Annotated in this window: 13 protein-coding genes, 1 riboswitch and 1 other annotated feature; of the genes, 3 read left to right on the forward strand and 10 right to left on the reverse strand. The window is 31.0% G+C overall.

The window, feature by feature from the left end:
- Positions 1-84 precede the first annotated feature (84 nt).
- On the forward strand, positions 85-609 hold the full coding sequence (locus tag CA_RS18260) for a nitroreductase family protein (RefSeq protein WP_010966820.1): 525 nt from the start codon (positions 85-87) through the stop codon (positions 607-609).
- 169 nt (positions 610-778) lie between these two features.
- Here the strand turns inward: CA_RS18260 and CA_RS18265 are convergent, their stop codons facing one another.
- From CA_RS18265 to aspS, 9 genes are all read right to left on the reverse strand, one after another.
- Positions 779-1,183 carry an S-layer protein gene (locus CA_RS18265; protein ID WP_010966821.1) on the reverse strand — a complete coding sequence of 135 codons (405 nt, stop codon included), beginning with the start codon at positions 1,181-1,183 and terminating at the stop codon, positions 779-781.
- A 30-nt stretch (positions 1,184-1,213) separates the two neighbouring features.
- Positions 1,214-1,297: riboswitch (cyclic di-GMP riboswitch) on the reverse strand.
- 194 nt (positions 1,298-1,491) lie between these two features.
- Positions 1,492-2,787: a right-handed parallel beta-helix repeat-containing protein gene (locus tag CA_RS18270; protein WP_013913627.1), complete on the reverse strand. Its 1,296-nt coding sequence runs from the start codon at positions 2,785-2,787 to the stop codon at positions 1,492-1,494.
- Positions 2,788-2,844: 57 nt separating this feature from the next.
- Positions 2,845-4,164, reverse strand: a complete 1,320-nt coding sequence (locus CA_RS18275; protein WP_010966822.1) for a right-handed parallel beta-helix repeat-containing protein — start codon at positions 4,162-4,164, stop codon at positions 2,845-2,847.
- Positions 4,165-4,516: 352 nt separating this feature from the next.
- Positions 4,517-5,203, reverse strand: a complete 687-nt coding sequence (locus tag CA_RS18280; protein WP_010966823.1) for an HlyD family efflux transporter periplasmic adaptor subunit — start codon at positions 5,201-5,203, stop codon at positions 4,517-4,519.
- A complete protein-coding gene (locus CA_RS18285) occupies positions 5,204-5,905 on the reverse strand; it encodes an ABC transporter ATP-binding protein (protein WP_010966824.1) in 702 nt (233 codons plus the stop codon).
- 16 nt (positions 5,906-5,921) lie between these two features.
- Positions 5,922-8,450, reverse strand: coding sequence for an ABC transporter permease (locus CA_RS18290; RefSeq protein ID WP_010966825.1), 2,529 nt, complete (start codon positions 8,448-8,450; stop codon positions 5,922-5,924).
- 495 nt (positions 8,451-8,945) lie between these two features.
- On the reverse strand, positions 8,946-9,575 hold the full coding sequence (locus tag CA_RS18295; protein ID WP_010966826.1) for an HD domain-containing protein: 630 nt from the start codon (positions 9,573-9,575) through the stop codon (positions 8,946-8,948).
- A gap of 15 nt (positions 9,576-9,590) precedes the next feature.
- A complete protein-coding gene (locus CA_RS18300; protein WP_010966827.1) occupies positions 9,591-11,324 on the reverse strand; it encodes a MutS-related protein in 1,734 nt (577 codons plus the stop codon).
- Between the two features lie 64 nt (positions 11,325-11,388).
- Positions 11,389-12,666, reverse strand: a complete 1,278-nt coding sequence (aspS, locus tag CA_RS18305) for an aspartate--tRNA(Asn) ligase (RefSeq protein WP_010966828.1) — start codon at positions 12,664-12,666, stop codon at positions 11,389-11,391.
- Positions 12,667-12,708: 42 nt separating this feature from the next.
- Positions 12,709-12,996 (reverse strand) — a binding site (T-box leader).
- A 119-nt stretch (positions 12,997-13,115) separates the two neighbouring features.
- On the opposite strand from aspS, the gene CA_RS18310 reads away from it, so the two are divergent.
- Both CA_RS18310 and CA_RS18315 read left to right on the forward strand, forming a co-directional pair.
- Positions 13,116-14,471, forward strand: coding sequence for an Ig-like domain-containing protein (locus tag CA_RS18310; protein WP_010966829.1), 1,356 nt, complete (start codon positions 13,116-13,118; stop codon positions 14,469-14,471).
- 334 nt (positions 14,472-14,805) lie between these two features.
- Entirely contained in the window at positions 14,806-14,970 is a 165-nt protein-coding gene (locus tag CA_RS18315; protein ID WP_013913628.1) for a hypothetical protein, read from the forward strand.
- Positions 14,971-15,008: 38 nt separating this feature from the next.
- On the opposite strand, the gene CA_RS18320 is transcribed toward CA_RS18315, so the two are convergent.
- Positions 15,009-17,138, reverse strand: coding sequence for a DNA topoisomerase 3 (locus CA_RS18320; protein WP_010966830.1), 2,130 nt, complete (start codon positions 17,136-17,138; stop codon positions 15,009-15,011).
- Between the last annotated feature and the right edge of the window lie 155 nt (positions 17,139-17,293).

Here is a 17,293-nt window from a genome sequence, read left to right on the forward strand (position 1 = left end):
TATGGCAGTTCTAAAAATCACTTTTTATAAGAAACTGCAATAATGTTATACTTATATAAAACTGTGATACTGGAGGTTATATCAATGATAGATTTATTAAAAACTAGAAGAAGCATAAGAAAATACAAGAATAAAGAAATAGAGAAGGAAAAGGTGGATACTCTTTTAAAAGCAGCTCTTTTAGCTCCAACTTCTATGGGTAAAAGGTCTTGGGAATTTATAGCGGTAACAAATAAGAACTTGATTTCAGAGCTTTCTACAGCAAGAAAAATGGGGAGTCAATTTCTAAAAGGTGCACCACTAGTTATTGTAGTAGTTGAGAACCCTGAGGCTACTGATGCATATATAGAGGATGGTGCCATAGCATCAACTTTAATCCAAGTTACTGCTCACTCCATGGGTCTAGGCTCTTGTTGGTGTCATGTAAGAAATAGGGATAGAATCGATTATGACACCACTGAAGCTTTTATAAAAACTTTGCTAAACATTCCCGAAAACCTAAAGGTTGAATGCATGCTGGGCATAGGATACCCGGACGAAGAAAGAAAAGCTTATACAGACGAAGACTTAGCTTTAAATAAACTTCATTACGACAAATATTCTAAATAGACAAAAAAAGAGAAAATCAGCACAATAAAGCTGATTTCCTCTTTTTTATTATAATAAAAAACTTTATACCCAAAAATAGATGTTTTAACTTTCCGATATCAATTCACCATGGTATTAATTGTGATTAATTATCATCAGTATGTTTGGATAATATAGCTTGGGATAATTCTTAACCGTAGTAGTAAGTTAATTGTGTACAATTTTTTTCTCTAAAAATCATACGGTGTCTATACATATTTATTTCGTTGGGGATGACGATTATATCACCCAAACTACTGCTGACATTAATTCTATATTTTTCAGCCGTGTATACTGAATCTTCTCTTACTATATCTGAACTCTCATTAAATTCTCTTATACTTTTTATATCCGAATCATGTGTATCAATGTTTCCATCTAATTTATTTATCTTATCTTCATTATAAAATTTGCTCTTATATTTTAATATGAAATATTTTAAAGATAGACATAAACCTATAAACTTAGAAAAAACATCAAAATTTTGGGTTCCTAAGTGCCCACCTCCTAGTCTTTTCAAATTTGATTTAAGAATAAGGGTTTTAAAAAGTTTCATTTAGCCACTCCTCCAATAATTAATTCTCTAATTATTGTTGGCAGGTTGCACCACTAACTCCAAATTTCTAAGGTGCCCAAATACAAGAAATTCTTCACAGTCTCCAACGCTTAATTTTTTGTTACCTTATTTAAAACTCTTAACAATATTATTTTCGTATAGTTTTTATTTTCTTTAATAGGTAAATCAAAAAAAATTAATATTTTTTATCATTTTTTGTAGACTAAAGCCGAAAAAGTCAAATTATATATTTTATATCCCATTTTTTTTAATACAATACACTTAAAAACACTAATTAAAAGTCCTTATTATTGTGGTATTAAACTTATTGTGTTATCCGAAGCTATCACATTATAAAAAGGTGATTCTAATTTTGAAGATATAGCATTATTAAAATATCCGCTTATAGTATTACCTGTAATATTATTATAAGTATTCGATGGATCTGGCTGCACCCTTATTCCATATGGGCAATTATTACTTAAATTAATAATAGTATTTCCATATACATTTGAATTAGTAACCATATAGTCCATCATTATTCCTGAGTCATATGTTGTATTCCACGAATCAACTTCGCCTTCCTTTAGATTATAGTTTGAATTATTTATATGATTTTGAGATATTGATAACTTATCCGAATAAAGGACATATACACCATTAAAATCTGTTGAATCTATTGTGTTGCCTGCTATTTCAGATTCTTTTAAGTTACTTGCTTCAATTCCAAAATATCTAGAACCTATTATTGTGTTGTTATCAATTTTTAAGTCATCCGCTCTATAATTTACAGGAGTTACTGAAGGATTTTCTCTTACAACCGAAATACCTGAGTTTGTAGAATTTTCTATTGTATTTCCTATTATTTTGTTATCGTAAGCTGGAACAGCATACCTTATTCCATTAGTTGGAGAATTTTCTATGACATTATATCCAACTTCTGAGTTTCTAGATAAATAAAATGCTACCCTAGTTCCAATAATAACGTTACTGTCTAAAGTTCCATAACTCTGCTTTGAAAAAAATACTCCGTCGCCTGAATAACTTGAATAAATTTGATTTTTTTCTATTACGTTATTTATGTTTAAATTGCTATTTTCAATGTCTGCTATGTCATCTGTTCCATCCTTAACAAAAACTAATGCATGATTATTTTTAGCACCATAAATTTCACAATTCTCTACACTAACATTATTTGAGTTATGACAAGATACTGATATACCTCCTGCCTGATTATTGATATTTAAATTAGAGATCTTTGCACCATCTGCGCTAATTTCTAAAGTATTTCTTGATGCGTTGGTTTGTACTATTTTTGTATTATCCTTAGATTGTCCTTGTATACTTATATTAGGTACATTAAGGTCTATACTTCCATCCAAATTATACACACCATCTGAAATATAGAACTTTGTCTTACCTTGTGCTATTAATGTATTTATTGCATTGTTTAAGGATGTTCCTGAATACGTTGCTGAATCAATTACTGTCCAGCTATTATCAATTTGCTGAGCTTTTAGCTTTCCGCCTCCTGCAATTATCATAATAAATGTAATACAAAATAGTAATTGAATCTTAAGTGAATTCATTTTAATTTTTTTCATTTTTATTTCCTCCATTAATTAAATTTTATATAGAAAAAGCTTGTACAAAAGCAAGTTTTACTTTGTATTTGCGTTGCTAGAAGACGGCATCGTTATTATATTTACCACATTGCCATCACCCATAATATTACTAAACGGAGCATCAGATCTCATTGATATACCATTCTTAAAAAATCCATTTATAATATTATTCGTAATAGTGTTCTTACAATTTGATGCATCCGGTTGTATTCTTATGCCATAAGGACAATTATCCATTGAATTAGTTATTGTGTTTTTATCTAAAGTAGAGTTACTTACCATATAGTCTAGTATTATGCCAGAATTATATCTCTCATCCCAGTTTTGAGTCTTTCCATCTACTAAAAGATAATTTGAATTTCCTATTTGATTTTGAACTACTTGTATGGAATCCGAATATAAGATATATATACCATTGAAATCAATATTATTTATAACATTTCCCTCTACTTCAGCGCCCTTTAAATTATTGATTTCAATTCCAAAGTACCTTGAACCAGTTATTGTATTTCCATCAATTTTAGAACCACTAGCTCTATAATCTGTTGGTGTAACCCATGGCTTTTCCCTTGTCACTAATATACCTGATGACCTAGTGTTTCTTATTATATTGCCTAATATATTGTTACTATAAGCAGGAACTGTATATCTAATTCCGTTAGTAGCTGAATTTTTAATTTTGTTATAACTTACTGTTGAATTTCTGCAAAGGCGAAATGATATTCTACTTCCTACAATAAAATTACTGTCTATAGTTCCATGGTTTTGTTTCGAAAATAGAACTCCTCCATCTGAAAAATAGGAATGTATCTCATTTCCCTCAAGAATGTTACACATATTCAAATTACTATTCTCAACATCTTGTATGTCATTTCCTCCATCTTTAGAAAATACTACCGCTTGATCATTTTGAGCTCCATAAATTACACAACCTTGTACATTAACATTATTAGAATTACGACAGGATACAGCTACACCACCTGACTGATTATTAACATTAAGATTTGAGACTTGTATACCATCCGAATTAATTTCTATACTATTTTTTAATGGGTTGCTTTGTACAATTTTGGTACACTCCTTTGATTGTCCTTGTATAATTACATTAGGTTGATTTAATTCTATACTGCCATTTAAATTATAGACACCATTTAAAATATAAAACTTTCTCTGACCCTCACCTATTAATTTATTTATTACGTTATTTAAAGAAGATTCTGAACATTTAGACGTGTCTATTGTTGTCCAAGTAGCATCAACTTGCTGAGCCTTTAATTTACTTGCATTTAGTCCCACTACAAATATCATACAGGTAAATACCATAACTCCAAAAATGGACATTTTAGTTTTTCTCATTTTTCATACCTCCAAAAATATTTTTATTGTTTGTTAAAGTTTACACTGTTAACTTTAACCTCACAATATATACTTCGTATATTATTTTCTATTTTTAATACTTTTTGAAAAGTTTTTTCATATTATTTATATTATGCTTAAATTAAATAAAAAAAATGAAATTATTATAATATTTGTAATTTTCTTTTTATCTATCAAAAAAATCCCGATGGGCAATTCGGGATTTTTAGGGGAGCTGAGATCTAATAAATCAAACACTGCAAAATTTAATATGCTATCTGGTTTCCTATTTATGATCTCATATATTTATTTTTAATAGGCACAGATATTAAATGCATGCCTACAGATAAACTTATTTTTGTATTTCAACATCTACATTATAGTTGGGAAATAACTTTCCATTATTATTATCTATTGATATGTCCACAGGTATATTAGCTTCTCCGCTGGATGAAGTTTGCATACCTGTACTGCTTGTGCTTGAAAGCACTTCATTTCCTATTCTTGTAACTTTACCTTTTAACTTTACTGATGAATCCGATGTTGGTACTATTGTTACATCTTTTCCTACCTGGACATCTTTTATAAATTCTTCTCCTACTTTTGCCTTTACATAAAGGCTGTTTAAATCCTGTAATTTAAGTACACTTTTTTGTGCTGATAGTATATCTCCCTTTTCATATCCTATATCTGTTACAACTGCATTATCCATATCTGATATTATGTTTTGACCACTTATGTAATCTTCTGATTTATTTGAGTTATACCCATCCATCTCTACAAGAGTATCATTCTTTTTAACTATCTGTCCTTCTTTTACGTCCATCTTACTTACTTTAGTTATTGACTGCATGGAAGAGCTATCTATTACTATATTCTCTACATTTGACGATGCTATAGTTCCTGATGCATCAACTGTATTTTTAACCTTTGGTGAAACTTTCTTTACCGTTTTGTCAGTTTTAGCCTGACTACATCCTGCTGCAAATATCATAAGACCTGTAAGTGCCATTATACTAACCATTTTAATTTTTTTCATTTATTGTTCTACCACCTTTCCATCCTTAACATATATTATTCTCTGTCCATACTTTGCTGCCTCTGAAGAGTGAGTAACCTGTACTATGGTCTTTCCTTCTTCTATATTTATTTTTCTCATTAGTTCCATTACTTCCGTTCCTGTTTTACTATCAAGATTTCCTATTGGTTCATCTGCAAGTATTACATCTGGTTCATTTATAAGTGCCCTAGCTATAGCAACCCTCTGCTGTTGTCCTCCCGACAGCTCTCTTGGAGTATGTTTCCTTCTCTCTTCAAGTCCAACTATCTTTAATATATTTTCTAGTTTATCTCTATAATTTTTTATTTTCTTTCCATCCAGAAGTATTGGAAGCATAATGTTTTCTTCCACATTAAGATTAGGTATCAAATTATAAAATTGAAATACAAAACCAACATCTCGTCTTCTCATTATACTCTGTTCTTTATCATTCATAGTTGAGAGTTCTTTTCCTGCTATTTTAACGCTACCTGATGTGGGTTTATCAAGTCCGCCAAGCAGGTACAAAAGAGTACTTTTCCCTGATCCTGATGGTCCCATTATAGATACAAACTCTCCCTCTTTTATATCTATATTTATATCTTTGAGCACCTCTACATCCATTTTGCCAAGTTTAAATATTTTATTTAAACCTCTTGCTTCTATTACGCTTTTAGCCTCTTCTCTTGCTAACTCTTCCATTTTCTTACCTCCTTATTTACTCATATTTAATAGCTTCTATAATATTGAGCTTAGATGATTTAAGCGATGGAACAATTGATGATATAACAGTTATTAAAACTCCAAGTATTACACTTGTTATAAACGCACCTGACGAATAGTATATCTCCATAGGGAAATTAGATATATCAAGCATAGCTGGTATAACATGAATCATTAAACTTCCTCCAACTATTCCTCCTATACTACCTATAAGACCTATAGATAATGCCTCAATGAATAGCATTTTTCTTGTTTGGTGTCTATTCATTCCAACAGAAGCATAAACAGCAAGATGTCTTTTTCTTTCTATAAAGCTTATAAAGAAATTGTTAATTACTCCAAAAGCTCCGATTATGAGGGCTATTATAGGAAATGCTTTTATTAATGATAACATTGCATTATTTTGCTGCTCATTTTGCTTTTCCATTTTAGCTATTGTCTCTACTCCTATTTGCCTTGTTTTAAACTTCTCAGCAAATAACTTTGCCATACTATCAGGCGATTTAGAGGTCTTAATATTTAAAGTAGAGCATTGATATAAGTTAAAATCTCCTCTTGCATATTTGTTAGGAATAATAACAGAATTTCCATTATACATCATGCTATCATAGGAACCAACTATCTTGTAATCCTTGCTTCCCCTATTTGTTTTAATTGTAATGTAATCTCCAACATTTTTTTTAAATCTTTTGAGATTACTAGTCGTCATTAATATTGTTCTTCCATCCTTATAAGCATTAAATACACTTTTTTCATCTTGAAGAAGCTTTATTTTCCAGAAGTTCTTTATATAATACTCATCCATAAACATAATATCCGAAATCTTATCTGTACTTCCTGATACCTCTATATTTCTTGCTTCATAACCTTCTTGTATTTCTTGAACTCCAGCAGTATTCCTTACAATATTAATGGTTTGCCTGTCTAGAGAATTACCATCATTATTACTTATATACAAATCATGATTAAATATATTGTATGCATTAACAACCGCTTTTCCTATACTTCCACTGATTATATTAAGCATAAATAAGGTTGATATTCCGATGGTTAACAATGCAATATTGTTTATTAAGCTCTTATTTTTCCTAAGGTTTTTTGCAGCAAGACTTCCCTCATTTCCAAATATAACATTATAAATTTTATCAAATATTGTAACAAAGATTTCAGTCATAAACGGAACTACCATTACAACTCCAACCACTGAAAGAATCATACAAATTCCAAGTAAAATAAGCGATGGAGTCTTTCCTAACGCACAATTTTTAGTAACAATAGGCATAGCAAAATCACTCAGTATAAATATAATCCCTAAAATAAGAACCCATAGTTTTTCTTTTTCCATAGTATCTACTGTATTAAGAACAACATCCTTAACAGATAGCTTAGATGTCTTAACTATTGGAATTATAGAGCTTAAAACTGAAACAATTATTGCAAATACGAATGCACTTATTAACTGCTTCGGAGTGTAATTAACAGAGGCTGTAATGCTCATTCCTCCCGAAGCCTGAGCTGCAAGAACTGCCATAAGCAATTTTAAAATTCCAATTCCTGCAAAATTACCTACAACTCCACCTATTATTCCGTATATAATACTTTCTCCAATAAGTACTAGGCTTGTAGACATTCTTGTAGCTCCTATACTTCTAAAGGTTCCTATAACTGGTAGTCTTTCTGCAACTATTACCTTAAAAACAGTATATATAATAAATGTGCTCATCATTAAAACTACTATCATCATAACTCTAAACACCATGGTGATCTGTCCAAGTGCTTGATCTATAACCTTTTCGTCCACTATCTTGGTAACCGAATAATGCTTATATGCTGTTGTCAATTTATTAATTACAGTGTCTATATTATTTGAATTATGAACTTTAACATAAATCTCTGAATACTGATTAGTAACTCCATTAATATTTCCAGCTATAACTTGTGGTACTACAGCTGTCATTGCCCTATCACTATCACTACTGAACAAACCTTTATTATTAGCTATACCTACTATTATAAAATTTTGCTTATCTCCATTTTTTCCAACCATAAGAGGTAACTTCTGTCCAACAGTGAAACCGTATTTATCTGCTGTCTTCTTACTTACTATAATTTTATTTCCGCTAAAAGGTTTAACTCCCTCGCTCTGGTTTAAATCCACAAATCCCATAGTCTGCATGTCTGAATAATCAAATCCACTAAGAGATACTCTTACATCCTTATCAGAATTCTTATATACAGCACTTGCATCAATTTCTCCAATTATGTAATCAGTTTTATCCCTTGCTATCTCAGCTTTGTCTAGGTTGACATATGGTGTAGGTGATTTGCTATTTGCACTTATTATTATGTCTGAACTCCCAGCAAACTGTTTTACAATATCAATATAAGTTGCTTTTATACTTGTACTTATACCGCTAGAAGCAAAGTACAGTGCAGCTGACGCCATTATTGAAAACACAACCAGAAAAGTTCTTAACTTCTTTTCCTTTATATTCTTAAGCATAAATTTAAGAATTATTGCCATTAAAGATTTCACCTCAATCCTTATTTTAAAATTACTATTATGTTAGCAAACCTCTTAGACATATATTAATGTGGAAACTTCTTATATTTTCTGCTTTAAAAAAGCCTCCAAAGTATCCTTAATTTAAATCTATTGTTAAGTTTGCATTTCACGTGTATTACATAAATAGTACACTATTAAGTTATTTTAGTCAATACCATATCCTTACTATTTTAATCTTTTGTAGTTACTCCTTTTTATTTATACTTTCCATGTTTAAAAATGTTATAACACTGTTTATACCCTCTCTCTTTATTTTGTAAATAATTATATTCATTTACTGATTAGATTAATTATAGCTCATTTGCCTGCTTATAAATACTGACAAAAGTCACATTTTTAATAACATTAACTATAATATATCACTTAGTACTAATCATTACAAGGTACTATTTAATATTTGCATTCTATTTTACTATAAAAAATGAGGAGAACTAAATTCCCCCCATTTAAAAATTACACCTTATTCAGTTCTTTGACCTTACGAACAAAAGTCCTTACATTTTCTTTCTCTTCTTGAATTTTACCGTTTGACATAGGCTGTCGTCCTAACCTGTCACATAAAGATAAGAGTGCTATCTCATCAAGAGAAGTTTCCTTAAGCATATTTTTAGAATCTGCAAAAGACATGTTCTTTACAACAAACAATGTTTGCATGTGCCATCTTACAAGTTTAATCACCTTATATATAAAATCTTCATCCTCACTAAAACACTGTAGGAATTCCCTTGACATTGTTTCTCCAACCTTATCATGATTATATGAGGTTATCTTACCTTTTCGAACTTTCGTTGTTTTAGCCTTTCCTATATCATGAAGAAGACTTCCCCACATAAATGCTCTTTTGTCACTACTCTTTTCTCTGTTCTCAGCAGCCTTATCAACTACAAGCAAAGTGTGATTCCATACATTGCCCTCAGGATGGTGTTCTTTATTTTGCTCTGTATGAACCAAATCACTTAGCATTGTAAAAGGATATTTATTTAAATTTCCTTTATTAAGCTGCTCGTTTAAATATTCCGATGGCCTTACATCATTAAGCAAATGTTTTTCTATATCCTTAAAAAGTTCTTTGCTCTCTTCCATAGTTATCCCCTACTTTTATAATATTTTTGCAAGCCTATCATTAGTTTTTTGTATTATTTCATTTGGATATTCAAGATATTTTAAAAGTTTTACAGCATTTCTCGTCTTACATATTCCATACTTCAACTTGTAATCGAATTGAAGACCTTCATCATCTATATCCTCACTAAAGTAACAGCACAAATAATCCTCTTTCAGTATTTCCGTAAGCTCCAAATCATGTGTTGCAACTAGAGTTAATGTGTTATGTTTCTCTATATAATTTAAAATTTCGGCTGAGGCGTTAACTCTTTCAATTGGGTTTGTTCCTCTAAATATTTCGTCAATTATACATAAAACAGGTCTATCATCGCTGCACTGATTTATTATTCTCTTAAGTGCCTCCGCTTCTCTAAAGTAATAGCTTTTTCCTGAAGATATATTATCCTCGGGACTTATAGATGTCATTATCTTAAAAAAGCTTGTTTTATATACTTTAGCTGCACACGTATATATTGTTTGTGCTAAAAGAGAATTTAATCCTATAGTTCTCAAAAAAGTAGACTTTCCAGCCATATTAGTTCCTGTAAGCATTATTCCTTTTCCATCTAAATCTATGGAGTTTGATACTGGGTTTTCCAATAATGGATGATATATCTCGCTGCATTTTATTATCCTTCCATTATCTACAAATTCAGGTTCACAATAATACTGAATCCATTGCCTAAAGGATGCTATGGACATAAGTGCATCTATTTCTCCAAGGGCTTTATATAGCTCCTTTAACTCTTTACGTAATTTTCTTATATCATTTATTGAATTAAAGAATTTTCTTTCTTCAATAGGTAATATATTGTAAAGAGCATCACCTATTATATCTACACCTTCTACCCTCTCTATTCCAGCTGTCTTCTTAGCTACCTTCATAAGCTTAGAAGATGTTGCTTTTAAACTGTCTGTGTAATACTTAATTTCAGGACAATTAATCTTAGAAATCCTGTTCGCTGTGTTTATTATCCCATTTAAATATCCAAGTGATTGAACATATAATTCAACCTTATTCTTAAACTTATTGTGTTCAATAGTGTTCATTAATATAAAGGCTGCTAAGAGAATTATGTATCCATATTTAAGTATTGGTATTGTTAAAATTGATGCTAGTGTACCCCAAAATAAAAAATTGAATACATATTTATATTTATAATCGACCTCAATGTCCTTCCATATAAGATCCGTAACTCCATTTTCTTTTTTTCTTCCAAGCTTAATAAGCTCTAATCCAACTTTTTCTCTAACTTCCTTGTTATTTTGAAATATCTTTATAATTGAATTTCTTTCAAGGAGCTTTTCCTTCGAAAATTCAGGTGTTTTAAATATCTTATAAAGCATCTCTTCTCCTGGTGATGTTAATGTTCTATCTGCAAGTTCAAAAACTTTATTCATATTAAGGTCTTCCCAAGTTTGTTCATCAACATTAAACTCATCTGCATTATCTTCCTTGTGAAATTCAAAAAACTTTTTTACATTTCTTGTGTTTCTTTTCCTCTTTTGAAATTCTCCCCAATACCTTTTAAATCTTTCATAGTTTAGCTTATGAATTATTTTTGCCTTCATGTAAAATGCTAAGAAGATTGCTGCTATGCTTAATGCAGTTCCTAAAAAATAAATATAATTTTTATAGCCTATAGCTAATTGAAAAAATACAAATGCAGATATACCTAAAGCCAGCGTTGCAATTGCACTGTACATATATAATTTATCCTCATCCATAATATCTTCACTTCCTTTCCCAAATTAATGAAATTATATTGCTTAGTAACGTATAAGTCAACCGCTACGGCAAAATTCTCTTTTTATCTCTTACAAAGAAAGCAGCTTCTCTTATATTATCTAAGTTTAACAGTTTGATCGTTATCCTTTCAAGTCCAATGGCAAGCCCACCATGAGGTGGCATTCCAAACTTAAATACATCAAGATAACTTTTAAAACTTTCTACTTTAAGTCCCTTATCAAGCATGCTTTGTCTTAACATATCATAATCATTTATTCTCTGTCCACCGGTTGTAATCTCCATACCTCTAAAAATCAAGTCAAAGCTGTGAGTTAAATTTTTTCCACATGGCATTGTATACATAGGTCTCTTATCTTTTGAATAGTGTGTTAAAAATACAAAGTCAGAATTATATTTTTCTTTTACAAATCTTCCGATAAGCTCTTCCCCTTCATGATCTATATCTGTAGTAAGCTCCTTCTTATTGTACACTTCTCTCAATATAGTGATAGCTTCATTAAGAGGCATTATTGGTACTTCTTGTATTGTAGGTATTTCCACCTTTAAAAGCTCAATGCTCTTACTACACTTTTGCCTTACATTTTGAAAAATATATTTTAAAAGCTCAATCTCGAACCTTATTAAATCCATTTCATCATTTATAAATCCCATCTCTAAGTCCATGCTTATATATTCATTCAAATGTCTTTTAGTATCATGACTTTCAGCTCTATATACATGACCTATTTCAAAAACCCTTTCATAACCGGCTGCCACCATCATCTGTTTATAAAATTGTGGACTTTGAGCGAGATATGCCTCCTTATCAAAATACTTAAGTTTAAATAATTCAGTTCCACCTTCTGCTCCTTCAGAAACTATCTTAGGAGTGTATATTTCAGTAAAACCATTTTTAACTAAAAACTCAGAAAAACCATGTGCTATTTCTGTTTCTATTTTAAATACAGAGTTTACTCTGCTGTTTCTCATACTGAGAATTCTATTTTCTATAAGAGTATCTATATTTAATTCCATATCCTCCTTATTTATTTCAATTGGAATCTTCTCTAAAGCTTTTGATAATGTTTTAATGCTATTTACTTGAATCTCAAACCTACCCTCATTCTCTTTAACGATACCCTCTATCTCTACTACACTTTCTAATTTAAGTTCTTTAACATCTATTTTCTTTGCATCCACAACACATTGAATTATTCCTGTTCTATCCCTTAATAATACGAACGCTATTTTCCCTAGCTTTCTTAGCTTGTGCACCCACCCTTGAAGCTTAACTACTTCTTCTAATTTTTTTTCAGTTTCATTTACTAAGCATCTTTCCATAAATTTACCTCCTAAATTTTCAAAAAATAAAAAATCGCCCCCAAAAGGGACGATTTTAAACGCGGTACCACCCTGATTAATCAATTTATTTAAAATAAAAAAAGCCTCCACTCCAGTAAGGAGTGAAGGCTTTTCACGGTGCCATCCTTTATTTAAAATCAAATAAATTGACTCTCTTTATCATTTTAACGGTAGAAACCGTATTATCCTAATAATTTCAGATAATATGCTCCGAGATGTCTTTCAGCTTGATATTTTACTTGGGCTCACACCATTTCCCAATTCGCTTATAAAACTTATCAAATTTACTTTTCTCTTCTTCGCATCTATAAACTTTATTTTTATACGATTATATACCCAATACATAGCTATGTCAACATATTTGTAATTTTCTTATTTATATTGTATTATTTGTATTAAAAGTAATTATATACTTAGGGGGTATTTTTATGAAAAAAATTATGGTCTCTATTGCTCTTTTACTTACTATCATTTTAGGACTTTCTTTTAATGTAAAGGCTAGTGAGGTTAACTGGGACAGATCCTACTGGGATAGCCTGGATTGTGGCATATACTGGTATGGTATGGACAACAAACCTTACAAGTTCGTTTCAGGTCAAACCAACCCAGCCTTTGACCCTTCCAAACCAACTATAATATACATACACGGTTGGCAGCCTGAATATTATCTATTAAGGCATAGAGAGTCTTTTTACATTTACGGGAAAGATACTGCAGACGACTGGATAAAAAAAGGTTGGAACGTTGGTGTATTCTACTGGAATCAATTTTCTGACGAAATAGGTGTTTTAGATGCAGAAGCCAAAATATGGACAACAAAAGGTCCTCAGGGAATGCGTTGGAGAAAGGGAGATGGTTCATACGAGACTGTAAATACGGTAAACATTCCTGCCTCTCAACTTTTGTATCAAAAATATGTACAAGCTATGAAAGATTATAGAGGAAATGAAATTAGAATTGCAGGACATTCCCTTGGAAGCCAAATGGCTATTTTACTTACACAACAAATAAGCGATAATGTAGACTCCGGAAACATTCCCCATGAACTTTTGCCTAAAAGAGTCGCACTTTTAGATCCCTATTTCTCGAATTTAGGTAAACCATATCTAGGTTTTAAATGGACCGGAGAAGTTTGCAGAGGCTATGTGCAAAATTTAATAAGCACTAAAAATATTCCATTTGAATTATATACTTCTTCCGATTTAACTCGTGGAATTGCTGGGGATGATAATATTGGCCTTCAAAAAATGTGTGCAACTTCTTACATGAAGCCTACTTTTTATAATGATCTTCAACAAATAGAAAGACACTACGCTGCAAAATACAACTACTTTTCTTCTATTGCTTCAAATCCTCCTCTTGAATATGCCAATAATCAATTGACTGGAAACATATCTGCTTCAGCTTCAACACCAACTTCCAGAATAGCTGAAATGATGGGACCAGACTATCATTGGATTCAAATTGGTGGAAATGCAACTACTGATACAAATGATGATATTTATGAAAAGCATGTTGACAGTACAAATTATTTCCCGGTAAATGATTTGACGCTTAACTGTGATAAAACTTCAATTGCAACTGGTGAATATACTTCAATAAAAACAACTATAGCTCCCGAGAACGCTACAGACAAAATTATAATGTGGAAATCCTCAAATGATAATATAGCTAAAGTTTGTGTTGATGGAATTGTTGAAGGTATAAGTCCTGGAAATGCTACTATTACAGCTACAACAACAAATAACATTACAAAAACAATTAGTATTATAGTTTATAAATAATAAAATTATAGAAATTGGGTGTTTTAATGATTAGAAAAAAAGTATTTATTCCTTTAATTATAGTATTTTGCATTGTCGTATTGGTAGGTGGAGTTTACTATGGTTTCTCTAAACATAATAATTCCGTTCAAAATAAAGTGACAAATTTAAATGCCTAAAATTTACACAGAATAGTACCAATGCTAATGATAAAATAGTTTTTGTACAGTTTCAAGGTACAAGAACCATAAAAAATATATATGCTAAGAAGGCATCTACAATAACAATAAAATGCAAACCAAGTATTAGTTCAGGAAATGCTAAACTTTATATTTTAGATTCAAATTACAATATATTGGATACATTTGATTGTAACAATACCGTTAGTAAGAAATTAACACCATCTAAAAAAGAAAAATATATTTTAAGATTACATGGTGATAAATCAAGTGGTTCTGAAATGATTGAAATATCTTCTTCAGGTAATGTAACAATAAAAAACGCAACTATATGGGATTAGTACGTTTTTATATATAACCAGAGGTTAATTCCTCTGGTTTATTGTGTCTTTGCTATAACAGCACCATAATTGTTCATTTTTAATGTATACACCGTTTTCTCTCCACTTTTAGGTTCTATTCCAAAAACATTATACAATACTCTTTCCTTAAGTAATTTCTTTTCTAAATCTTTGTCAACCTGTATTCCATAATTTTTAAGCGAATCCTTCCAGGTTGTAAACTTACATCCACCTTTCCATTCACTACAGTAGAAAGCTTTTGAATTCTCGTATACCTTTCCTCTTTTACAAAATGGACACTCTCCTATAGCCTCAGGAAGTTGTTTGTTCTTTTGAGGAAACTTACTATCATTGTTCTGAAAAACTACACTTCGATTTACCTTCACAGATTCTTGTATTATATATTGAACATATCTTTTTATACTTTGCATAAACCTTTCTGAAGCCATTTTACCTTTGGAAATTGAAGACAAACCTTTTTCCCACTTACCAGTAGTTTCAGGTGATCTCAATTCATATGGTACTATCTCTATTAGCTTCATTCCTTTATCAGTAGGGTGTAGGCTTTTTCCTTTACGCTGTATGTATCCAACCTGTATTAATCTTTCTATTATTGAGGCTCTAGTAGCTGGTGTACCAAGTCCTCCATCTTTAAGCTGTTCTTTAAGCTGTTCATCCTCCACAAATCGACCTGCATTTTCCATAGCAGAAAGTAACGAGGCTTCAGTATAAGAGCTTGGTGCCTTGGTCTTTTTAGCTTTAATTTCGCTATCTTTAACCTGGACACTTTCATTCTTTTTTAACTTAGGAAGCTCATCTGGCTCACTATTTTCATCATCTTTTTCTTTTTTATCATGCTTATAAAATTCCATCCATCCAAGCTTTAAAATAGTTTTTCCCTGAGTCAAAAAATTCTCTTCTACAACTTCTGTAACTATTTTGGTTATAGTGTACTCATAGTTAGGATAAAAAACACATAAAAATCTTCTAACTATAGCATCATAGACTTTAAGCTCATCCTTAGTTAACGTACTCAAATTTGGTTTTACATCTGTAGGTATTATGGCATGATGGTCTGTTACTTTGGAATCATCTATAATTCTTTTGCCCATTGGCAATTTAGATAACTTAAGTATTTCTCCGACATATTTGTCGTATGGATTAATATTTAATCGTCCAATAGTTTTTTTTATTTTGTTCACCATATCGTGACTTAAATATCTGCTGTCGGTTCTGGGATATGTTACCATCTTTCTTTTCTCGTACAAGCTTTGAACTATGTCTAAAGTTTTTTGTGCTGAAAACCCAAACTTCTTATTACAGTCTCTTTGAAGTTCTGTTAAATCATATAAGAGAGGTGGAACTTGCTTCTTTTTCTTATTTTCAATACTAATAACCTTACCTGTTTGTCCTAAGATTTTTGCCCCCAAATCATCTGCTTTCTTTTTATCCATTATCTTAGATTCCTTGGTCTCTTTATCAAACCAAGTTCCATTAAAACCCTCGTACTTAGAAACCACTTCCCAATAATCCTTTGGCTCAAAATTATCTATTTCTTTTTGCCTCTTAACAATTATTGCAAGCGTTGGAGTTTGAACTCTACCAACACTTAAAAGCACATTATACTTTAGGGTATACGCCCTACTAGCATTCATTCCAACAAGCCAATCTGCTTCTGATCTGCACTTTGCAGAGTGATAAAGGTTATCGTATTCTGTCCCTGGTTTTATTGTCGAAAATCCTTCCTTTATCGCTTCATCAGTCATACTTGATATCCAAAGTCTAGAAAATGGCTTTTTACATTCTGCTGCTTCGTATGTATATCTAAAAATAAGTTCTCCCTCTCTTCCAGCATCTGTTGCACATATGAGGGACTCCACACTGTTATCATTCATGAGCTTTTTTATTATATTAAACTGCTTCTTTGTGCCATCAATAGGCTTTATTTTCATAACTTCCGGTATTATAGGTAATGTATCAAATCTCCATTTTTTATAAATTGCATTGTATTCTTCTGGCTCCCATAAAGTTACCAAGTGTCCTACTGCCCACGTAACAATATATTTAGCACCAATAAGACATCCTTCACCCCTAGTTTTACATCCAAGCACATTAGCTATATCTCTACCAACTGATGGTTTCTCAGAAATAACCAATATTTTTCTCATAAGCTTAATCACTCATTTCTAAATTGTATTTACTAGTTTCATCTATTTGCATCATACTTCTATGTTAAACTATCTTATTAAAAACCAACTTAATAATAAGTTTTAAAACATTTCCAATCCGTGATTATAACCGTTACTTTATATATTATACAACT

Origin of the sequence: Clostridium acetobutylicum ATCC 824 (assembly GCF_000008765.1) — a bacterium.
GTDB lineage: Bacteria > Bacillota > Clostridia > Clostridiales > Clostridiaceae > Clostridium_S > Clostridium_S acetobutylicum.